This window comes from Mycobacterium sp. SMC-19, assembly GCF_045310815.1.
In the GTDB taxonomy this organism is placed as follows: domain Bacteria; phylum Actinomycetota; class Actinomycetes; order Mycobacteriales; family Mycobacteriaceae; genus Mycobacterium.
Genome location: NZ_JBJIAM010000003.1, coordinates 373,319 through 391,913 on the forward strand (window position 1 = coordinate 373,319; position 18,595 = coordinate 391,913).

The window sequence follows — 18,595 nt, forward strand, 5'->3', positions numbered from 1 at the left end:
CCCGCGAGCCCTGATCCGCGCCGAGCGTGAAGCCATCTTCACGTTCGGCGCTCGAGCGTGAGGCCATCTTCACGCTCGCGACAGAAATCAGGCCGGCGTGACCCAGGTGGTGATGTCGGCGTGCACCACCTCGATGCCGGCCTTGTCGGTGATGCTGACCGGCACCACCACCTCGGTGCCTTCGGTGATCGCACTGAAGTCCGGTGGGTCCAGCCGGGCCGTCGCCCGCAACGACGTCGTCGCCTTGGCCAGGTAGGCCACGTTCATCGCCTTGGGGATCCAGCGGTGGCTGCGCGGCACGGTGGCCTCCATCAACATCCCCATCGCGACTTCGGCAGCGTTGCAGGACGCGATCGCGTGCACCGTGTGCAGGTGGTTGTAGACGAACGGCCACTTGGGCACCAGCACCTCGGCCAGCCCGGGTTCCATCCGGACCACGTGCGGCAGCACCGAGGCGAAGTAAGGGACCCGGGCCATCGCCGCGGCCGAGAACAGCCGGGTCCCGCCGGGGATGCCCGCCAGCCGTCGCCATGTCTGATAAGTACTGGTAGATCCGGTCACGTTGAGCTACCTTACCGGCAAGTAAGGTCGGCCGCCGGACCGCTCGGCGGCGGCTGGTCCGAAGCCCCGCGAGCGCTATCGCTGGGTTGATGCCGCGGTCCCAGTGCCGGCTCTCCTTCGTCGAGCCTCGCTAAACCGCGGGGATTTGGCCGCTGACCCGATCTGGGGCATACTATTCAGGTTCGCCTGCGCCGGGGTTGTCCCTGGCCGGGCATACGACCAGCGCCCACCCGGGCGCATCCGGTCCCATTCTCGCCGTACGGAGCTTTTTCACCGTGCACGGGACCGCGTGAGGGCGACACGCCCGACCGCGGGGACCGGTGGACCAGGACAGGTAAACAGCGGCGGCAGCGCCCAGCGAAGTGTCGACACCGGACTCACGGGTCCTAAAAGGTACAGACGAGCTGGGGCACGTAAGGGTTCGAAAAACGGACCCCCTTTGCAGGAGTGAGGTAGCAGAAGCGTGGCGGGACAAAAGATCCGCATCAGGCTCAAGGCCTACGACCACGAGGCGATTGACGCCTCGGCGCGCAAGATCGTTGAGACGGTCACTCGTACCGGTGCGTCCGTAGTCGGCCCGGTGCCGCTGCCGACCGAAAAGAACGTGTATTGCGTCATCCGGTCCCCGCACAAGTACAAGGACTCGCGGGAGCACTTCGAGATGCGCACCCACAAGCGGCTGATCGACATCCTCGATCCCACGCCGAAGACCGTTGACGCCTTGATGCGCATCGATCTGCCGGCCAGCGTCGACGTCAACATTCAGTAGGAGCACCGAAAACCATGGCACGCAAAGGTATTTTGGGTACCAAACTGGGCATGACGCAGGTGTTCGACGAGAACAACAAGGTCGTGCCGGTCACGGTCGTCAAGGCCGGGCCCAACGTGGTGACCCGCATCCGTACCCCCGAGCGCGACGGCTACAGCGCCGTCCAGCTCGCTTACGGCGAGATCAGCCCCCGCAAGGTGAACAAGCCGGTCACCGGTCAGTACGCCGCCGCGGGTGTGAACCCCCGCCGTCACCTCGCCGAGCTGCGGCTCGACGATGAGGCCGCCGCGGCCGCGTACGAGGTCGGTCAGGAGCTGACCGCAGAAATCTTCGCCGACGGCAGCTACGTCGACGTCACCGGAACCTCCAAAGGTAAGGGCTTCGCCGGCACCATGAAGCGGCACGGCTTCCGCGGTCAGGGCGCCGGGCACGGCGCCCAGGCCGTGCACCGCCGGCCGGGTTCGATCGGCGGCTGCTCGACCCCCGGCCGGGTGTTCAAGGGCACCCGGATGTCGGGCCGGATGGGTAACGACCGTGTCACCACCCAGAACCTGGTGGTCCACAAGGTGGACGCCGAGAACGGTGTGCTGTTGATCAAGGGCGCCATTCCGGGCCGCAACGGTGGGCTGGTTCTGGTCCGCAGCGCGATCAAAAAGGGTGAGAAGTAATGGCCGGCATCAAGATTGACGTCAAGACTCCGGACGGCAAGAAGAGTGGCTCGGTTGAGCTGCCCGCCGAGCTGTTCGACGCTCCCGCCAACATTGCGCTCATGCACCAGGTGGTGATCGCTCAGTTGGCTGCGGCCCGTCAGGGTACGCACTCCACCAAGACCCGCGGTGAGGTCAGCGGCGGTGGCCGTAAGCCTTACCGGCAGAAGGGAACCGGCCGGGCCCGTCAGGGTTCGACTCGGGCACCGCAGTTCACCGGTGGTGGTGTGGTGCACGGCCCCAAGCCGCGTGACTACAGCCAGCGCACCCCGAAGAAGATGATCGCCGCCGCCCTGCGCGGAGCGTTGTCGGACCGGGCTCGTAACGGCCGGATCCACGCGGTCACCGAGCTGGTGACCGGTCAGACCCCGTCGACCAAGGACGCCAAGGCGTTCCTGGGCTCGATCACCGACCGCAAGCAGGTGCTGGTGGTCATCGGCCGGGCCGACGAGACGGGCGCCAAGAGCGTGCGCAACCTGCCGGGTGTGCACATCCTGTCCGCGGACCAGCTCAACACCCACGATGTGCTGCGTGCCGACGACGTGGTGTTCAGCGTTGAGGCTCTGAACTCCTACATCGAGGCTCACACCGCCAAAACCGAGGAGGTTTCGGCCTGATGGCGACCATCACCGACCCCCGCGACATCATCCTCGCGCCGGTCATCTCCGAGAAGTCCTACGGGCTGATCGAGAACAACGTGTACACGTTCGTGGTCCACCCCGACACGAACAAGACGCAGATCAAGATTGCGATCGAGAAGATCTTCGCGGTCAAGGTTGCGTCGGTGAACACCGCGAACCGGCCGGGTAAGCGCAAGCGGTCCCGGACCGGCTACGGCAAGCGCAAAGACACCAAGCGCGCCATTGTGACTCTGGCGCCCGGCAGCAAGCCGATCGACCTGTTCGCCGCACCGGCCTGACCGGAGTGAGAGAGAGATCTAACTGACATGGGAATCCGCAAGTACAAGCCGACGACCCCCGGTCGTCGCGGTGCCAGCGTCTCCGATTTCGCTGAGCTCACCCGCTCTCACCCGGAGAAGTCGCTGGTTCGGCCGCTGCACGGCCACGGTGGGCGTAACGCCCACGGCCGGATCACCACCCGGCACAAGGGTGGCGGTCACAAGCGTGCTTACCGCGTGATCGACTTCCGTCGCCACGACAAGGACGGCGTCAACGCGAAGGTCGCACACATCGAGTACGACCCGAACCGCACCGCCCGCATCGCACTGCTGCACTACCTGGATGGCGAGAAGCGCTACATCATCGCCCCGCAGGGTCTGTCGCAGGGCGACGTGGTCGAGTCGGGCGCCAACGCCGACATCAAGCCCGGTAACAACCTGCCGCTGCGCAACATCCCCGCGGGCACCCTGGTGCACGCCGTGGAGCTGCGCCCGGGGGGTGGCGCCAAGATGGCCCGCTCCGCTGGCTCCAGCATTCAGCTGCTGGGCAAGGAAGGCGCCTACGCCTCGCTGCGTATGCCGTCGGGTGAGATCCGCCGTGTCGACGTGCGCTGCCGCGCCACTGTCGGCGAGGTGGGCAACGCCGAGCAGGCCAACATCAACTGGGGTAAGGCCGGCCGTATGCGGTGGAAGGGCAAGCGCCCGACCGTCCGTGGTGTGGTGATGAACCCGGTGGACCACCCGCACGGTGGTGGTGAGGGCAAGACCTCCGGCGGCCGGCACCCGGTCAGCCCGTGGGGCAAGCCGGAGGGTCGCACCCGCCGGCCGAACAAGCCCAGCGACAAGCTCATCGTCCGACGCCGGCGCACCGGCAAGAAGCGCTAGGAATCGGAGGGAAAGCGATGCCACGCAGCCTCAAGAAGGGTCCGTTCGTCGACGAGCATGTGCTCAAGAAGGTCGACGTTCAGAACGAGAAGAACACCAAGCAGGTCATCAAGACCTGGTCACGTCGGTCGACGATCATCCCGGACTTCATCGGGCACACGTTCGCCGTTCACGACGGCCGCAAGCATGTCCCGGTTTTCGTCACCGAGTCGATGGTCGGGCACAAGCTCGGCGAGTTTGCTCCGACGCGCACTTTCAAGGGACACATCAAAGACGACCGGAAGGCTAAGCGCCGGTGAGCGTTACGACTGAATTTCCGTCCGCTGTCGCCAAGGCCCGCCATGTGGGTATCTCGGCCAGTAAGGCGCGCCGGGTGATCAACCTGGTGCGCGGCAAGTCGGTGACTGAAGCGCTGGACATCCTGCGCTGGGCGCCGCAGCAGGCCAGCCTGCCGTTGGCCAAGGTCATCGCCAGTGCGGCGGCCAACGCCGAGAACAACGACGGTCTGGACCCGTCCACCCTGGTGGTGGCGACGGTCTACGCCGACGAGGGCCCGACCGCCAAGCGGATCAAGCCGCGCGCCCAGGGGCGTGCGTACCGGATCCGTCGGCGCACCAGCCACATCACTGTGGTGGTGGAGAGCCGGCCGTCCTCCGGCGGAGGTTCGGCGCAGTCCGCCGGTGCCACCCGGGCGCGTCGTGCACAGGCCAGCAAGGCCGCCTCCGAGGCGGGCGCGAAGGCGCCGGCCAAGAAGGCACCGGCCAAGAAGGCTTCCGCGGCCAAGGCTGCTGAGAAGACGACTGAAAAAGCGGCGGCTAAGAAGGCGCCCGCCAAGAAGGCGGCAACCAAGAAGGCGCCTGAGACGTCCGACGCGAAGGAGGGCTCGGAGTAATGGGCCAGAAGATCAACCCGCACGGCTTCCGGCTCGGGATCACCACCGACTGGAAGTCGCGGTGGTACGCCGACAAGCAATACGCGGATTACGTCAAGGAAGACGTGGCGATCCGCCGCCTGCTGTCCAGTGGCCTCGAGCGCGCCGGCATCGCCGACGTCGAGATCGAGCGCACCCGTGACCGGGTTCGCGTCGACATCCACACCGCCCGGCCCGGCATCGTCATCGGCCGCCGCGGTACCGAGGCCGACCGGATCCGTGCCGACCTGGAGAAGCTGACCGGCAAGCAGGTGCAGCTGAACATCCTCGAGGTCAAGAACCCGGAGTCGACGGCGCAGCTGGTAGCCCAGGGCGTGGCCGAGCAGCTGAGCAACCGTGTGGCGTTCCGTCGGGCGATGCGCAAGGCGATCCAGTCGGCGATGCGTCAGCCCAACGTCAAGGGAATCCGGGTGCAGTGCTCGGGCCGTCTCGGCGGCGCCGAGATGAGCCGCTCGGAGTTCTACCGTGAGGGTCGGGTGCCGCTGCACACGCTGCGCGCCGACATCGACTACGGGCTGTACGAGGCGAAGACCACCTTCGGCCGGATCGGCGTGAAGGTCTGGATTTACAAGGGCGACATCGTTGGTGGCAAGCGCGAGCTGGCCGCTGCCGCACCGTCGGCCGACCGTCCGCGCCGGGAGCGGCCGTCGGGCACCCGTCCGCGTCGCAGCGGCGCCTCGGGTACCACCGCGACCAGCACCGACGCCGGGCGGGCCGCTGAGAGCACTGAGAACACCGCTGCTGCGGAAACGGTCACCGAGACCGCTCCCGTCGCAGTGGAAACGCAGAGCACGGAGAGCTAATCATGTTGATTCCCCGTAGGGTCAAGCACCGCAAGCAGCACCACCCCAAGCAGCGCGGTATCGCCAGCGGCGGCACCGCGGTGACGTTCGGTGAGTACGGCATCCAGGCACTGGAGCACGCCTACGTCACCAACCGGCAGATCGAGTCGGCTCGTATTGCCATCAACCGGCACATCAAGCGTGGCGGCAAGGTGTGGATCAACATCTTCCCGGACCGTCCGCTGACCAAGAAGCCCGCCGAGACCCGCATGGGTTCCGGTAAGGGTTCGCCGGAATGGTGGGTCGCCAACGTCAAGCCGGGTCGGGTGCTGTTCGAGCTGAGCTACCCGAATGAGGCCATTGCCCGCGCCGCACTGACCCGGGCGATCCACAAGCTGCCGATCAAGGCGCGCATCGTCACCCGAGAGGAGCAGTTCTGATGGCAGTGGGAGTTACCGCTGGCGAACTGCGCGAGCTTAACGCCGACGAGCTCGTCGAGCAGTTGCGCGAGTCCAAAGAAGAGCTGTTCAACCTGCGTTTCCAGATGGCGACCGGGCAGCTCACCAACAACCGTCGGCTCCGCACGGTGCGCCACCAGATTGCGCGCATCTACACCGTGTTGCGCGAACGGGAACTGGGCCTGGCGTCCGGTCCCGCTGGTTCTGAAGGCGAGGCATCGTAATGGCACAGGCTGCAAAGGCTAACGCCGCGGAGAAGGGTGCCAAGCACACCCCGCGCACGGAGACGGTGCGGGGCCGCCGCAAGACCCAGATCGGCTACGTGGTCAGCGACAAGATGGAGAAGACCATCGTCGTCGAGCTCGAAGACCGTGTGCGGCACCCGCTGTACGGCAAGATCATCCGGACCACCAAGAAGGTCAAGGCGCACGACGAGAACAACACGGCCGGCATCGGCGACCGCGTGTCGCTGATGGAGACCCGTCCGTTGTCGGCGTCGAAGCGCTGGCGCCTGGTCGAGATCCTTGAGAAGGCCAAGTAGTACGGCGACGTAGTAACGACAGAGCCCCGCGACCTGGGTCGCGGGGCTTCGTCGTTTCTGGGGTCGGGTGCGGCTTAGGCCGGCACCTTGACCCGCGCCACTGGTTGCGGCGCGGTCGGACCGAGCGGAACCTGCAGTGACTCCTGGCCGTTGAGCGCACGGGCCGGCACCACCAGTGTGCGTTGTGTCGGCGTCGGCAGACTTGTCCGCAGGGCCGTCAGTTGTCGGCCGTTGAGCCGGTTCAATCCGGACGAGGTGTTCCGGCGTAATCTGCTCGCGCTGTGGTAGCGCACCAGCACGGCGACGTCGGTGTTGCGCTGACGCGGTGTCAGGCGGACCGTGACCGCCGTGGTGTCGGTCTCAGGCAGCCACAGCCGTTCCAGGTTCTCCGTGGAGATGTCTCGCGGCGACATCCAGAACGTGGCCGCGAAGTGCTTGGGCCCCTTGGGCTCTTTCTGCTTCAGTCGGCGGCGACGTCGGCGGATCTGGGTGGGCTGCAGGCCCGCCAGCAGCGCCGCATCGACCTGGTCGAACTCATGGGCCGACAGGATGCGCGCGTCCAGGTGACGTTCGCAGAGGTCTCGTGCCAGGCGTTCGGTGGCTACGGCCAGGGTCGCTGCTACTGAATCGCGAACAGCCACCGCCTCGGTGTTGTGCATCGGATCCATCCGCAGGATCAGCCAGTTGTCTTGCGGCCCAGGGCAGCCGGTCCCGGCGGCCGCCGCTGCGTCGTCGTCGGTGTGTTCGTCGTCGGGGGAATCGCACGTTCGTACTGACACGATGTCGATCCCATCCAGGCGCACGTCGAACTGCCGCAGGCCGGCGGCGACGAGCGCCGCGGGAAGCGTCGGTGCCGGTACCGGGGCCGAGACGCGGCGATGCCGCCCAGCCGCTTCGGCCGGGGTGGCGGGCATGGCGGGTATGGCGATCACCGAGACCAGCCGGCCGCGATATTCGCGCACGCCCACCACGTCGCGGCTGTAGCGGCGGCGGTGGTCGAAGCCGGGCGTACAGCCTTCGGTGAGAAACGCCGCGGGCGTGGCAAACCGATCGAACAGCCGCGCCAGCACGATCGCCGTCAGCGGTACCCGGCGGTGCGTGATCAACGCGGCCGTGGTGAGCACCGCGGCAAGGCCGACCGCCGGCCACCATGCGCGCTCGGCCGGCCCGAGCTGCGCCGGCCAATGACCTGCTACCCACAAGATGCCGATGTCGATCAGAAACACCGTGGTCACGCGCAGCCAGGACAGATTCAGCCCCAACGAATGCTGCGCCCTCATCGATGTGTCCAACTCATGGTTCCCCCAGAACTTCCATGAAGTGTGCGGTGACCGGGCTACCCACTGAATCACCGAGCCAAACATCCCAGGCCCGGGGTGCGAGGGTGGACCTGGGATGTTCGGCTTGTGACGCGGGTCAGATTCCGAAGAGGTCCGACGGATCGAACATGCCCGAGATGTCCGGGAGGCCCCCGGCGAGGTCGGCCGCGCCGCCGGCGGCGTCCGCCGCACCACCGGCTGCGTCGGCTGCGCTGCCCGCCGCTGCGGAAGCGGCGTCGGCCGCACCACCCGTGGCATCGGCGCCCATCGCGGACATCCCGAATGCCTCGCCCGGATCCAGGAGCCCGGCCGCGTCGAAATCGGTCGGGATGTTGAAGTCGCCGAACGGAGTCGACAGCGTGTCGGTGATGGAGTTGGCGGCGCCGTCCGCCCCGGGGATATCGGTGTAGACGTTCTCGAACCCGTTGCCGAAGTTCATCACGTCATACACCGTTCCCACCGCGGGAAGGTCCGAGGCGGTCGCACCGGAGGCCGGGTCCACGTCGGTGATGGTGAACTGCGTGTTGTGGATACCGCCGAAGAGGTTCGTGACATTCTCGCTGGCGGTCACGGTGCCCAGGTCGGTGGCGCCGCTCCCGGTACCGCTGGAGACGTCGAACGACTGGTCGCCCTCGCCGACTTGGAACAACGGCGGAGCGCTGAACAGCGGGCTGAGCGGAGTGAAGCCCTCTGACCCGTCGGCCTGCACGGGGTTGAAGGTGGTGTCGCCGATGGTGAACCCATCGCCGGTACCGGGCGTGACGTCACTGGTCGTGGCATCGGGTGTGCCGGCGGGCGTGGCGTCGGGTGTGCCGGCGATCGGCGGGATCGCCCCGGTGTCGCCGAGGGTCGGCGGGCTGGGGGTGCCCGCCGTGGGTGTCAGCGCGCCGAGATCGCCGAGCGGGGCAGGGGTGGGCGTGGACCCGTCCGGGCCGAGGGCACCGGCGTCGCCCAACGCTCCTGTTGCGCCGGTACCGGCGACATTGCTCGCCAGGTCGACTGGAATCGCGGTACTGCCGACATTTCCGGCCGCGCCGACCCCGTTGTCGGCGAAAGCGACTGTCGCGGGCAGGAATGTGGTCGAGAGTAGACCGGCGGTGACCCCACCGGCCGACAAGATGATCCGACGATTCATTTTCGGTACGTTCCTTCCGTACGTGGATGGTCCCGGTCCTGAATGCTCCCCATCGAACATGCCGGGAAGAGCTGAACATCGTCCGTCGTCCCGCGTTACGCGCACGACAAATCCGGCTGAGATGTTGTTGTAGCGGCGATAGTGTTGGGCGACAACGGATGTCCGGATGCCAGCGACTGCTTCTCAACCCCCCGTTGGCATCCTCGTCAGACGCTAACGGGTCGGCGACGCCGTCACCACCCCTGCGGGCGGATATTTCAACAGTTAATCTCAATGTAGAGAATCGCCATCGTCGATCGATGCACGTAAAGGCGGCGATGTAAGTTATTGCGGCAGAGGAATTGTGACTAAGGACAGTTTCTACTGAGGTTTTGTCTCAGCCAGCTCCAAGTAATCGTGTTGGGGTAGGCCAACATTCGATTTGACCAAACCGAGCTGGGCGGCACACTGATCGCTATGGAGCTGCGGCAGTTGAAACATTTTGTCGCTGTCGCCGAGGAGCTGCACTTCACCAGGGCGGCTGCGAAGGTTCACGTGGTGCAGTCCACCCTGTCCGCGTCGATCAGCAGCTTGGAGCAGGAACTCGGTACCGCGCTGCTGGTCCGCAACAATCGCCGCGTCGACCTCACCACGGCTGGACTGGCGCTCCTGCCGGATGCACAGAACGCCCTGGCTGCCGCCGACCATGCGCGAGCCGCCGTCGACGCGGTCCGGGGGGTGTTGTGCGGGCGGCTGAGTATCGGGGTCATCCAGGGACTGAGCACCGTCGGTCTGCCGGGGCTGCTGGCGCGATATCACCGACGCTTCCCGCGCATCGACATCACCCTGCGGCACGATCCCATCGACACACTGGTGCAGGCGACCGCCGATGGCGACCTGGACCTGGCCCTAGTCAGCAGGCCATACGACGACAGCAGAGTCAAGGACCTGCCCTTGGGAATCGAACCGCTGGTGCTGGCGGTGCGCCGCGACGATCCGCTCGCCCGCAGTGCCGTCGTCGCTCTGGCCGCACTGCGCGATCGCGAGTTCGTCGAGCGCCGGGCGGACTTGCGGACCCGACTGCACATCGATGGCGTCTGCGCAGAGCTCGGATTTGTCCGAACCGTCTGCGCCGAATCCAACAGTCCGCTCGACCTGGTCGATCTGGTCGCTGCGGGCCTCGGCGTCGCCTTCCTGCCGCCGGCCTTGGTGGCGAAGTCGGATCAGCTGGTCGGGGTGGCGACCGATCCGGTGATCCCGCGTGAACTCGCACTGATCACCCCGATCGAGCGGGCACCTTCGCCTGCGGCCGCGGCGTTTCTCGGCGAGCTGGTGTCGGCGGGGGCGGGGGACAATCGTCCATCGGGCGCGCCCGAGCGGCCCCCGGCTTCAAAGGCTGCCGCTTCGGCACCGGGCCGGTAGTGTCTCATCCGTTCCGGGGGCCGACGACGGAGTGAGCGATGGTGGAATTCACGGGCAAGGTCAGTCTCGATATCCGGGATTCCGAGCCGGACTGGGGGCCGTTCGCTGCGCCCACCGCCCCCGAGGGGGCGCCCAACGTGCTGTACCTGGTCTGGGACGACACCGGCATCGCCACCTGGGACTGCTTCGGCGGACTGGTGGAGATGCCCACCATGAGCCGGATCGCCGAGCGTGGCGTCCGGTTATCTCAGTTCCACACCACCGCACTGTGCTCCCCGACCAGAGCGTCGCTGCTGACCGGGCGGAACGCCACCAGCGTCGGCATGGCCACCATCGAGGAGTTCACCGACGGCTTTCCCAACTGCAGCGGGCGTATCCCATTCGAAACCGCCCTACTCAGTGAGGTTCTCGCCGAGCAGGGATGGAACACCTTCTGCGTCGGCAAGTGGCACCTGACCCCGCTGGAAGAGTCCAACATGGCCGGCGCCCGGCGGCACTGGCCCACCCAGCGCGGATTCGAACGGTTCTACGGTTTCATGGGCGGCGAGACCAACCAGTGGTACCCGGATCTGGTCTATGACAACCATCCGGTCGCACCGCCGGCCACGCCCGAGGACGGCTACCACCTTTCCAAGGACATCGCCGACAAGACAATCGAATTCATCCGGGACGCTCAGACGATCGCGCCCGGAAAGCCCTGGTTCGGCTATGTCTGCCCCGGCGCCGGGCACGCCCCGCACCATGTGTTCGCCGAATGGGCCGACCGCTATGCCGGACGCTTCGACATGGGCTACGAACAGTACCGGGAGATCGTGCTGGCCAACCAGAAGAAGCTGGGGTTGGTGCCGGAAGACACCGAACTCTCCGAGATCAACCCCTATGCCGGTGTCACCAGTGCCGACGGCCAGCCCTGGCCACTGCTGGACACGGTCCGCCCGTGGGACAGCCTCGATGACGCCGAGCAGCGGCTGTTCGCCCGGATGGCTGAGGTGTTCGCCGGATTCCAGAGCTATACCGACGCCCAGATCGGCCGCATCCTGGACTACCTGGAGGAATCCGGGCAACTCGACAACACCATCGTCGTGGTGATCTCCGACAACGGTGCCAGCGGCGAGGGTGGACCGAACGGGTCGCCCAACGAGAACAAGTTCTTCAACGGTTACATCGACACCGTCGAAGAGGCGATGAAGCTCTTCGACGAGCTGGGCAGTCCGGAAACCTACAACCACTACCCGGTCGGGTGGGCGATGGCGTTCAACACGCCCTACAAACTCTACAAGCGCTACGCCTCCCACGAAGGCGGCATAGCCGATCCCGCGATCGTCAGCTGGCCCAACGGAATCGCCGCGCGTGGCGAGGTTCGTGACACCTATGTCAACGTGTGCGATGTGACCCCGACGGTCTACGACCTGCTCGGCATCGAACCGCCAGCAACCGTGCGCGGCATAGCCCAGCGTCCACTGGAAGGCGTGAGCTTCAAAGCAGCGCTGGTGGATCCGGCCGCAGATACCGGCAAGCACACCCAGTACTACACGATGTTGGGCACCCGCGGGATCTGGCATCGCGGCTGGTTCGCCAACACCGTGCATGCGGCGACCCCATCGGGATGGAGTCACTTCACCGACGACCGGTGGGAGCTCTACCACCTCGCCGAGGACCGCAGTCAGTGCCACGACCTGGCTGCAGAACATCCCGAGAAACTCGAAGAACTCAAGGCGATGTGGTTCGCCGAGGCCGAAAAGTACAACGGGCTGCCGCTCGCCGACTTGAACATCTTCGAAATGACCAGCAGGCAGCGGCCTTACCTGTCCGGCGACCGTACCGGCTACACCTACTACCCCCACACCGCCGAGGTGCCGTTGGGGGCCTGCGTGGAGCTTCGTGGCCGGTCATTTTCGGTCCTGGCCCGTGTCACGGTGGATTCGGCCGACGCGCAGGGAGTGCTGTTCAAGCAGGGCGCCCGGCACGGCGGGCATGCGCTGTTCGTGCAGGGTGGCCGGCTGCACTACGTCTACAACTTCCTCGGCGAGCGTGAACAGTGGCTGTCCTCGCCCGATCCGATTCCGTTGGGCCGGCATGTTTTCGGCGTGCGGTTCGAGCGCACCGGAACCGTCGAGGGCGCTCACACGCCGGTCGGCGAGGCCTCGTTGTACATCGACGACACGGTGATCGCCACTTTGCCGGGCATGGTCGCCCAGCCGGGCGCGTTCGCGTTGGCCGGCGGTGGAGTCAGCGTCGGGCGCAATACCGGCCAGGCGGTGTCGTCGGCGTACCGTGCACCGTTCGCCTTCACCGGTGGGACCATCGCGGACGTCGCGGTGGATGTCAGCGGCGAGCCCTACCTGGATGTGAAAAGAACTATCGCGGCAGCGTTTTCGCGGGACTGATGTGATGCTGACGGACCTCGTCGAGATCCCGGCCGGGGTGTTCCGGATGGGCTCGACGAGTTTCTATCCCGAAGAGGCGCCCATTCACAGCGTGGCGGTGCAGCCGTTCGCGCTGGAGCGCCATCCGGTGACCAATGCGCAGTACGCCGCATTCGTCGCCGCAACCGGGTATGTGACCCTCGCCGAGCAGGAACTCGATCCCGCGCACTACGGCGACGCCGAGCCGGGCGCCCTGGTGTTTCAGCCCACTGACGGGCCGGTCGACCTGCGCGACTGGCGGCAATGGTGGCGGTGGGTCCCCGGCGCCAGCTGGCGACACCCGTTCGGACCGGACAGCACGGTCGAGGACAAGCCGGATCACCCGGTGGTCCAGGTGGCCTATCCCGACACGGCCGCTTACGCCCGATGGGCCAGGCGGCGGTTGCCGACCGAAGCCGAGTGGGAGTACGCGGCCCGCGCCGGGCGCGTGAGCACCTATGCGTGGGGGGAGGAGGAGAAGCCGGGCGGTGCGTTGATGGCCAACACCTGGCAGGGCGACTTTCCGTACCGCAACGACGGTGCACGGGGCTGGGCCGGGACGTCGCCGGTGGGGACGTTTCCACCGAACGATTGGGGGCTGGTCGACATGATCGGCAACGTCTGGGAGTGGACGACCACCGAGTTCTCGGCCCATCATCGGCTCCAGGACCGGCCAGCGCCGCCGAAGTCCTGCTGCGCTCCCGTCGGCCCAGCCGACCCGGGTATCAGTCAGACCCTCAAAGGCGGATCGCACCTGTGCGCGCCGGAGTATTGCCATCGTTACCGACCGGCGGCCCGGTCCCCGCAGTCGCAGGACACTGCCACCAGCCACATCGGGTTTCGTTGCGCGACAGACGGACAGAGCTAGCGCGACCGTGCACGTCTGTACGTCCTGGCGCGGCGTGTCGCTGTGCAAACACGCACGCTGGCGACAAATGCCGGGCGCCTTAGGAGATGGCGTCGATGGCCGCCCAAACCCGTGATTGGAAGTCCGGTGGCAGCGGGATATAGCCCTGCTTGTTCAGATTGGCCTGGCCCAGGCCGGCGGCCGCCTGCAGGAAGCCCTTGACCGCCTGGCCCACGGCGGGGTCGGGATACTTCGAGCAGACGATCTCGTAACCGGCCAAGACGATCGGGTACACGTCGCCCTGGGTCGGGTTGTAGAACGACGAGATATCGACCACGAGATCGTTGCCGCTTCCGGTGATCGTCGCGCCGGCGATGGTTTTGCCCACGGAGTCGGCTCCGATGCGCACCGGGCGCTTGGACTTGCGGCTGGCCGGGGTCTTGATCTCGGCGGCGAAAAGTCCTTGGTCCATGGCGAAAGCCAACTCGTTGTAGCTGATCGAACCCTCGATGGTGCGCACCATCGCGGCGGTGCCGTCGTTGCCTTTGGCGCCCACACCGACGCCACCGTTGAAGGTCTTGTCGGCGCCCTTGTCCCAGACCCCGCCGGATGCGGCCCGCAGGTAGGCCTGGAAGTTCTCGGTGCTGCCGGACAAGTCGCTGCGGTAAACGACACGGATGTCCTGGGCAGGCATGGGCCCGTTGAGTGCGACGAGGTCCGGATCGTCCCAGCGCGTGATGCTGCCGTTGAAGATCTTGGCGATGGTGGGCGCGTCGAGTACCAGCGAGTCGACTTCGGGCAGGTTATAGGTGATGGCCATCGGCCCGAACGCGATCGGTAGGTGCCAGGCGTCCGCACCGCCACAACGCTGCTTGGCCAGCTCCCGCTGCTCGGCGCTCAGGGGTGAGTCGGACGCAGCGAAATCGGTTTCTCCAGCCAGGAAGTCGGCGATGCCGGCGCCCGACCCGTTGGCGGTGTAGTCGAGTGTGCGATCAACGCAGGCGGCGCGGTAGACACCGACGAACTCGGCCATCGCGTGCGCCTGCGCGGTCGAACCACTGGCCTTCAGATCTGTCTTGCCCCCGCACGTCACCAGTTCACTGGCGTAGGCCAGCGTCATATGGGGAACGCTGCACGCCGACAGTGCCACTGCGCCGGCAGTCAGCAGGATGCCGGCGGCCACGGCCGGCGTTCGGGTTGCGACAGCCCGAAAACGATTCATGGCCGTGTGTATAACAACCGAAACCCGCATATTGCCGAACAGTAGGTAAACGGGGTGCGGGCGGAGAGTGACGTCTGAGCTAGTTAGATCGGATTCCGATACGCTTGCTGGCCAGCGTGTTTCGGGACATCTGCTGCTCGGCGCGGTCGGCGCCGCTGTTCGCTACCCTGACTGCCGATGACCACTGAGCCCCAATCAGGCGCGGCCGGCACTGCGGCGGCGAAGCGGCGCCAAAGGCCGCGCTACTTGACCGGCGCGGTGATCCTGGCCGCGATCGTTGTGGCATATGCGTCATCGCTGTTCGGCGTCCACACGCTGCAGAGATCGGACAATCCGCTGCCGCCGCTGGATCTGAGCGCGGCGAATCCGGAAGACACCATCGTGCAGGTGCGCCTTCAGGAGCTGAACCCGGTCGCCAATCGACTCGCGGTGGATGTACTCGTCCATCCCGGAGAGGCGTTGTACGACAAGCGCTTCGACGTGCTGAACACCGAGCTTGCGGTGCGCCTGTATCCCCCGAACGATCTGGGGGACCTCCACTTTCCCGAAGGGGATGCGCCGGCCCGGGTCAGCACGACCATCGAGGCGTACGGCGCCCCCGGAAACTGGCCCTTCGACACCTACACCACCGAAGAGCTGTCGGCCGATGTGTTCGTCGGGACCGGCGAAGACCGCAGGCGGCTGCCCGCCCGAGTGGAGGTCACCGGATCGCTGGACGGCTGGGACGCCAGCGTCGCTCGGGTGCATGACGCCAGCCGGACCCGAAACCAGCGCGGGGATGCCGATGCCGCGGTGGTGCTCAAGATCCAGCGCGCCAGGGGGCCGCTGATCTTCGACCTCGGAATCTGCCTGGTCCTGATCAGCCTGCCCACCCTGGCGCTGATCGTGGCCGTGCCGATGGCGATGGGCCGGCGGAAGTTTCTGCCCCCATTCGCCACCTGGTACGCCGCGAACCTGTTCGCCATCATCCCGCTGCGCAACATCCTTCCCGGCGCCCCGCCGCCGGGCTCCTGGATCGACCAGGCAATCGTCCAGTGGGTGCTGATCGCGCTGGCGGCCGCGATGGGTCTGTTCATCTACGCCTGGGTGCGGCAAGGGGACGACTGAGGCCGCCCGCGCCGGCCCTTCTCCGCCCGGCTTGGCCAGCAATTTGGTGTTGCGGGATCCGTCACCTAAGCTCTAGGGGTTGCCGTCAGCAGACCTCGGCCAGCGCAAGTTGGCCCTGCGTGCACTTCGGCAATGAAGAAGACAATGCACGACCGGGGAGAATCCGGCATGCCACTTGGCGTGCCGGGCGTCGACTCGATTATTTAGGAGATCTGGTGATTCAGCAGGAATCGCGGTTGAAGGTCGCCGACAACACCGGCGCCAAGGAGATCTTGTGCATCCGGGTGCTCGGCGGCTCGTCGCGGCGATACGCAGGCATCGGTGATGTCATCGTCGCAACCGTCAAAGACGCCATCCCGGGCGGCAACGTCAAGCGGGGTGATGTCGTCAAGGCCGTCGTGGTGCGCACCGTCAAGGAGCGTCGCCGCGCCGACGGCAGCTACATCAAGTTCGACGAGAACGCGGCCGTGATCATCAAGGCCGACAACGACCCGCGCGGCACCCGCATCTTCGGGCCGGTCGGTCGCGAGCTGCGCGAGAAGAAGTTCATGAAGATCGTCTCGCTGGCACCGGAGGTGTTGTAGATGAAGGTCCACAAGGGCGACACCGTCCTGATCATCGCCGGTAAGGACAAGGGCGCCAAGGGCAAGGTCCTGCAGGCTTTCCCCACCCGCAACCGCGTGCTGGTCCAGGGCGTCAACCGGATCAAGAAGCACGTCGCGAACTCGGCCAACCAGGCCGGTGCGTCCTCAGGCGGGATCGTCACGCAAGAGGCCCCGATCCACGTCTCCAACGTGATGGTCGTCGACTCCGACGGACAGCCCACCCGGATCGGTTACCGGGTGGACGCCGAGTCCGGCAAGAAGGTTCGCGTCTCCAAGCGCAACGGCAAGGACATCTAGAGATGACGACTGCAGAAAAGATCCAGCCCCGGCTGAAGGTGCGCTACCGCGAGGAGATCCGGGACGCGCTCAACAAAGAGTTCAACTACGCCAACGTGATGCAGATCCCGGGCGTGGTGAAGGTCGTGGTGAACATGGGTGTCGGCGAAGCCGCCCGGGACGCCAAGCTGATCAACAACGCGGTCACCGACCTGGCCGCGATCACCGGCCAGAAGCCGGAGATTCGCAAGGCCCGCCTGTCCATCGCACAGTTCAAGCTGCGCGAGGGCATGCCGATCGGTGCCCGGGTCACCCTGCGCGGTGACCGGATGTGGGAGTTCCTGGACCGGCTTACCTCGATCGCTCTGCCGCGTATCCGCGACTTCCGCGGGCTGTCGGCCAAGCAGTTCGACGGTTCCGGCAACTACACCTTCGGGCTGGCCGAGCAGTCGATGTTCCACGAGATCGATGTGGACTCCATCGACCGTCCGCGGGGGATGAACATCACCGTCGTCACTTCGGCGACCAACGACGACGAAGGACGAGCGCTACTGCGGGCTCTCGGCTTTCCGTTCAAGGAGAACTGACCATGGCTAAGAAGGCGTTGGTTATCAAGGCGGCCCGCAAGCCCAAGTTTGCGGTGCGCGCCTACACCCGCTGCAACAAGTGCGGCCGCCCGCGCGCGGTGCTCCGCAAGTTCGGCCTGTGCCGAATCTGCCTGCGCGAAATGGCGCACGCCGGCGAGCTGCCCGGTGTGCAGAAGAGCAGCTGGTGAGGGTGGAGGAGCAGCCTAAATGACTATGACGGATCCGATCGCGGACTTCCTGACCCGTCTGCGTAACGCCAACTCGGCGTACCACGACGAGGTGACCCTGCCGCACTCGAAGATCAAGGCGAACATCGCCGAGATCCTCAAGCGCGAGGGTTACATCACCGACTACCACGTCGAAGACGCCCGGGTGGGCAAGGCGCTGGTGGTCAACCTCAAGTACGGCCCGAACCGGGAGCGCAGCCTCGCCGGTCTGCGCCGGGTGTCCAAGCCGGGCCTGCGGGTCTACGCAAAGTCGACCAACCTGCCACGGGTGCTCGGCGGCCTGGGCGTGGCGATCATCTCCACGTCCTCGGGTCTGCTCACCGACCGTCAGGCGGCCAGGCAGGGCGTGGGCGGCGAAGTCCTCGCGTACGTGTGGTGAGGGAGTAGCAGACATGTCGCGTATTGGTAAGCAACCGGTCCCGGTTCCCGCCGGGGTCGACGTGACCATCGATGGTCAGAACGTATCGGTCAAGGGGCCCAAGGGCACCCTGGAGCTCTCCGTGGCGGAGCCGATCAACGTTGCTCGCAACGATGACGGCGCCCTCGTGGTGACCCGGCCGGACGACGACCGGCGTAACCGGTCGTTGCACGGCCTGAGCCGCACCCTGTTGGCCAACCTGGTCACCGGTGTGTCGGAGGGCTACGTCCGCAAGATGGAGATCTTCGGCGTCGGCTACCGCGTCGCGCTCAAGGGCAGCGACCTGGAGTTCGCGCTGGGCTACAGCCACCCGGTGCTGATCAAGGCTCCGGAGGGCATCACCTTCGCGGTGGAGACGCCCACCAAGTTCTCCGTCTCGGGCATCGACAAGCAGAAGGTCGGCCAGATCTCGGCGAACATCCGCCGTCTGCGTCGCCCCGACCCCTACAAGGGCAAGGGCGTGCGCTACGAGGGTGAGCAGGTTCGCCGCAAGGTCGGAAAGACAGGTAAGTAG

At 66.3% G+C, this 18,595-nt stretch carries 25 protein-coding genes; 21 read left to right on the forward strand and 4 right to left on the reverse strand.

Translation table 11 applies throughout. From position 1 onward, the window contains the following. Positions 1-87: 87 nt before the first annotated feature. The gene (locus ACJH5R_RS09310) at positions 88-561 is read right to left on the reverse strand and encodes a hotdog fold domain-containing protein (RefSeq protein WP_406757764.1); all 474 of its coding nucleotides are present in this window, start codon (positions 559-561) and stop codon (positions 88-90) included. 463 nt (positions 562-1,024) lie between these two features. Between ACJH5R_RS09310 and rpsJ the strand changes: the two genes are divergently transcribed. The 11 genes from rpsJ to rpsQ are packed head-to-tail and all read left to right on the forward strand — an operon-like array spanning position 1,025 to position 6,532. Beyond that, positions 1,025-1,330, forward strand: a complete 306-nt coding sequence (gene rpsJ, locus ACJH5R_RS09315) for a 30S ribosomal protein S10 (protein WP_003883485.1) — start codon at positions 1,025-1,027, stop codon at positions 1,328-1,330. A 14-nt stretch (positions 1,331-1,344) separates the two neighbouring features. Continuing rightward, positions 1,345-1,998 carry a 50S ribosomal protein L3 gene (gene rplC, locus ACJH5R_RS09320; RefSeq protein WP_406757763.1) on the forward strand — a complete coding sequence of 218 codons (654 nt, stop codon included), beginning with the start codon at positions 1,345-1,347 and terminating at the stop codon, positions 1,996-1,998. Continuing rightward, the gene (gene rplD / locus ACJH5R_RS09325; RefSeq protein ID WP_406757762.1) at positions 1,998-2,654 is read left to right on the forward strand and encodes a 50S ribosomal protein L4; all 657 of its coding nucleotides are present in this window, start codon (positions 1,998-2,000) and stop codon (positions 2,652-2,654) included. Before rplC ends, rplD begins: the two co-directional genes overlap by 1 nt. Then, positions 2,654-2,956: a 50S ribosomal protein L23 gene (gene rplW / locus ACJH5R_RS09330; RefSeq protein WP_024440414.1), complete on the forward strand. Its 303-nt coding sequence runs from the start codon at positions 2,654-2,656 to the stop codon at positions 2,954-2,956. Before rplD ends, rplW begins: the two co-directional genes overlap by 1 nt. 27 nt (positions 2,957-2,983) lie before the next feature. After that, positions 2,984-3,820, forward strand: a complete 837-nt coding sequence (gene rplB / locus ACJH5R_RS09335) for a 50S ribosomal protein L2 (protein WP_067969766.1) — start codon at positions 2,984-2,986, stop codon at positions 3,818-3,820. 17 nt (positions 3,821-3,837) lie between these two features. Continuing rightward, positions 3,838-4,119, forward strand: a complete 282-nt coding sequence (gene rpsS / locus ACJH5R_RS09340) for a 30S ribosomal protein S19 (protein WP_024440412.1) — start codon at positions 3,838-3,840, stop codon at positions 4,117-4,119. Beyond that, positions 4,116-4,712: a 50S ribosomal protein L22 gene (rplV, locus tag ACJH5R_RS09345; protein ID WP_406757761.1), complete on the forward strand. Its 597-nt coding sequence runs from the start codon at positions 4,116-4,118 to the stop codon at positions 4,710-4,712. Before rpsS ends, rplV begins: the two co-directional genes overlap by 4 nt. Then, complete coding sequence (gene rpsC / locus ACJH5R_RS09350; protein WP_406757760.1) at positions 4,712-5,554, forward strand: 30S ribosomal protein S3; 843 nt, start codon at positions 4,712-4,714, stop codon at positions 5,552-5,554. Before rplV ends, rpsC begins: the two co-directional genes overlap by 1 nt. 2 nt (positions 5,555-5,556) lie before the next feature. Next, positions 5,557-5,973, forward strand: a complete 417-nt coding sequence (rplP, locus tag ACJH5R_RS09355) for a 50S ribosomal protein L16 (RefSeq protein WP_406757759.1) — start codon at positions 5,557-5,559, stop codon at positions 5,971-5,973. Beyond that, positions 5,973-6,215 carry a 50S ribosomal protein L29 gene (rpmC, locus tag ACJH5R_RS09360; protein WP_047318355.1) on the forward strand — a complete coding sequence of 81 codons (243 nt, stop codon included), beginning with the start codon at positions 5,973-5,975 and terminating at the stop codon, positions 6,213-6,215. The genes rplP and rpmC overlap by 1 nt, the downstream gene beginning before the upstream one ends. Then, the gene (gene rpsQ / locus ACJH5R_RS09365) at positions 6,215-6,532 is read left to right on the forward strand and encodes a 30S ribosomal protein S17 (protein ID WP_067969775.1); all 318 of its coding nucleotides are present in this window, start codon (positions 6,215-6,217) and stop codon (positions 6,530-6,532) included. Before rpmC ends, rpsQ begins: the two co-directional genes overlap by 1 nt. A gap of 74 nt (positions 6,533-6,606) precedes the next feature. On the opposite strand, the gene eccE is transcribed toward rpsQ, so the two are convergent. After that, entirely contained in the window at positions 6,607-7,812 is a 1,206-nt protein-coding gene (gene eccE, locus ACJH5R_RS09370) for a type VII secretion protein EccE (RefSeq protein ID WP_406757758.1), read from the reverse strand. Positions 7,813-7,948: 136 nt separating this feature from the next. Then, a complete protein-coding gene (locus ACJH5R_RS09375) occupies positions 7,949-8,986 on the reverse strand; it encodes a hypothetical protein (RefSeq protein ID WP_406757757.1) in 1,038 nt (345 codons plus the stop codon). Positions 8,987-9,442: 456 nt separating this feature from the next. Between ACJH5R_RS09375 and ACJH5R_RS09380 the strand changes: the two genes are divergently transcribed. The 3 genes from ACJH5R_RS09380 to ACJH5R_RS09390 are packed head-to-tail and all read left to right on the forward strand — an operon-like array spanning position 9,443 to position 13,660. After that, on the forward strand, positions 9,443-10,387 hold the full coding sequence (locus ACJH5R_RS09380; protein ID WP_406757756.1) for a LysR family transcriptional regulator: 945 nt from the start codon (positions 9,443-9,445) through the stop codon (positions 10,385-10,387). A gap of 38 nt (positions 10,388-10,425) precedes the next feature. Further along, positions 10,426-12,774 (forward strand): arylsulfatase, encoded by a 2,349-nt coding sequence (locus ACJH5R_RS09385; protein ID WP_406757755.1) that lies wholly within the window; start codon positions 10,426-10,428, stop codon positions 12,772-12,774. A gap of 4 nt (positions 12,775-12,778) precedes the next feature. Further along, entirely contained in the window at positions 12,779-13,660 is an 882-nt protein-coding gene (locus tag ACJH5R_RS09390) for a formylglycine-generating enzyme family protein (protein ID WP_406757754.1), read from the forward strand. A gap of 79 nt (positions 13,661-13,739) precedes the next feature. Here the strand turns inward: ACJH5R_RS09390 and pstS are convergent, their stop codons facing one another. Then, positions 13,740-14,861, reverse strand: a complete 1,122-nt coding sequence (gene pstS, locus ACJH5R_RS09395) for a phosphate ABC transporter substrate-binding protein PstS (RefSeq protein WP_406757753.1) — start codon at positions 14,859-14,861, stop codon at positions 13,740-13,742. Positions 14,862-15,038: 177 nt separating this feature from the next. On the opposite strand from pstS, the gene ACJH5R_RS09400 reads away from it, so the two are divergent. The 7 genes from ACJH5R_RS09400 to rplF all read left to right on the forward strand — a co-directional run bounded on the left by ACJH5R_RS09400 (position 15,039) and on the right by rplF (position 18,595). Further along, positions 15,039-15,968: a DUF4436 domain-containing protein gene (locus ACJH5R_RS09400; protein ID WP_406757752.1), complete on the forward strand. Its 930-nt coding sequence runs from the start codon at positions 15,039-15,041 to the stop codon at positions 15,966-15,968. A 215-nt stretch (positions 15,969-16,183) separates the two neighbouring features. Further along, a complete protein-coding gene (gene rplN, locus ACJH5R_RS09405; protein ID WP_024440402.1) occupies positions 16,184-16,552 on the forward strand; it encodes a 50S ribosomal protein L14 in 369 nt (122 codons plus the stop codon). Then, positions 16,553-16,870 carry a 50S ribosomal protein L24 gene (rplX, locus tag ACJH5R_RS09410; RefSeq protein ID WP_046188192.1) on the forward strand — a complete coding sequence of 106 codons (318 nt, stop codon included), beginning with the start codon at positions 16,553-16,555 and terminating at the stop codon, positions 16,868-16,870. 2 nt (positions 16,871-16,872) lie between these two features. Next, on the forward strand, positions 16,873-17,436 hold the full coding sequence (gene rplE, locus ACJH5R_RS09415; RefSeq protein ID WP_046285615.1) for a 50S ribosomal protein L5: 564 nt from the start codon (positions 16,873-16,875) through the stop codon (positions 17,434-17,436). A 2-nt stretch (positions 17,437-17,438) separates the two neighbouring features. Then, positions 17,439-17,624 (forward strand): type Z 30S ribosomal protein S14, encoded by a 186-nt coding sequence (locus tag ACJH5R_RS09420; RefSeq protein WP_024440399.1) that lies wholly within the window; start codon positions 17,439-17,441, stop codon positions 17,622-17,624. A 19-nt stretch (positions 17,625-17,643) separates the two neighbouring features. Continuing rightward, positions 17,644-18,042: a 30S ribosomal protein S8 gene (gene rpsH / locus ACJH5R_RS09425; protein WP_013830245.1), complete on the forward strand. Its 399-nt coding sequence runs from the start codon at positions 17,644-17,646 to the stop codon at positions 18,040-18,042. A 13-nt stretch (positions 18,043-18,055) separates the two neighbouring features. Continuing rightward, on the forward strand, positions 18,056-18,595 hold the full coding sequence (gene rplF, locus ACJH5R_RS09430) for a 50S ribosomal protein L6 (protein ID WP_046188194.1): 540 nt from the start codon (positions 18,056-18,058) through the stop codon (positions 18,593-18,595).

What these genes read in the sequence shown, in the direction of transcription:
- rplC (WP_406757763.1), top strand. Translation starts at nt 1,345, where the DNA reads ATGGCACGCAAAGGTATTTTGGGTACCAAACTGGGCATGACGCAGGTG.
- rplD (WP_406757762.1), top strand. Translation starts at nt 1,998, where the DNA reads ATGGCCGGCATCAAGATTGACGTCAAGACTCCGGACGGCAAGAAGAGT.
- rplW (WP_024440414.1), top strand. Translation starts at nt 2,654, where the DNA reads ATGGCGACCATCACCGACCCCCGCGACATCATCCTCGCGCCGGTCATC.
- rplB (WP_067969766.1), top strand. Translation starts at nt 2,984, where the DNA reads ATGGGAATCCGCAAGTACAAGCCGACGACCCCCGGTCGTCGCGGTGCC.
- rpsS (WP_024440412.1), top strand. Translation starts at nt 3,838, where the DNA reads ATGCCACGCAGCCTCAAGAAGGGTCCGTTCGTCGACGAGCATGTGCTC.
- rpsC (WP_406757760.1), top strand. Translation starts at nt 4,712, where the DNA reads ATGGGCCAGAAGATCAACCCGCACGGCTTCCGGCTCGGGATCACCACC.
- rplP (WP_406757759.1), top strand. Translation starts at nt 5,557, where the DNA reads ATGTTGATTCCCCGTAGGGTCAAGCACCGCAAGCAGCACCACCCCAAG.
- rpmC (WP_047318355.1), top strand. Translation starts at nt 5,973, where the DNA reads ATGGCAGTGGGAGTTACCGCTGGCGAACTGCGCGAGCTTAACGCCGAC.
- rpsQ (WP_067969775.1), top strand. Translation starts at nt 6,215, where the DNA reads ATGGCACAGGCTGCAAAGGCTAACGCCGCGGAGAAGGGTGCCAAGCAC.
- eccE (WP_406757758.1), bottom strand. Translation starts at nt 7,812, where the DNA reads ATGAGGGCGCAGCATTCGTTGGGGCTGAATCTGTCCTGGCTGCGCGTG.
- ACJH5R_RS09375 (WP_406757757.1), bottom strand. Translation starts at nt 8,986, where the DNA reads ATGAATCGTCGGATCATCTTGTCGGCCGGTGGGGTCACCGCCGGTCTA.
- ACJH5R_RS09380 (WP_406757756.1), top strand. Translation starts at nt 9,443, where the DNA reads ATGGAGCTGCGGCAGTTGAAACATTTTGTCGCTGTCGCCGAGGAGCTG.
- ACJH5R_RS09385 (WP_406757755.1), top strand. Translation starts at nt 10,426, where the DNA reads ATGGTGGAATTCACGGGCAAGGTCAGTCTCGATATCCGGGATTCCGAG.
- ACJH5R_RS09390 (WP_406757754.1), top strand. Translation starts at nt 12,779, where the DNA reads ATGCTGACGGACCTCGTCGAGATCCCGGCCGGGGTGTTCCGGATGGGC.
- pstS (WP_406757753.1), bottom strand. Translation starts at nt 14,861, where the DNA reads ATGAATCGTTTTCGGGCTGTCGCAACCCGAACGCCGGCCGTGGCCGCC.
- ACJH5R_RS09400 (WP_406757752.1), top strand. Translation starts at nt 15,039, where the DNA reads ATGACCACTGAGCCCCAATCAGGCGCGGCCGGCACTGCGGCGGCGAAG.
- rplX (WP_046188192.1), top strand. Translation starts at nt 16,553, where the DNA reads ATGAAGGTCCACAAGGGCGACACCGTCCTGATCATCGCCGGTAAGGAC.
- rplE (WP_046285615.1), top strand. Translation starts at nt 16,873, where the DNA reads ATGACGACTGCAGAAAAGATCCAGCCCCGGCTGAAGGTGCGCTACCGC.
- ACJH5R_RS09420 (WP_024440399.1), top strand. Translation starts at nt 17,439, where the DNA reads ATGGCTAAGAAGGCGTTGGTTATCAAGGCGGCCCGCAAGCCCAAGTTT.
- rpsH (WP_013830245.1), top strand. Translation starts at nt 17,644, where the DNA reads ATGACTATGACGGATCCGATCGCGGACTTCCTGACCCGTCTGCGTAAC.
- rplF (WP_046188194.1), top strand. Translation starts at nt 18,056, where the DNA reads ATGTCGCGTATTGGTAAGCAACCGGTCCCGGTTCCCGCCGGGGTCGAC.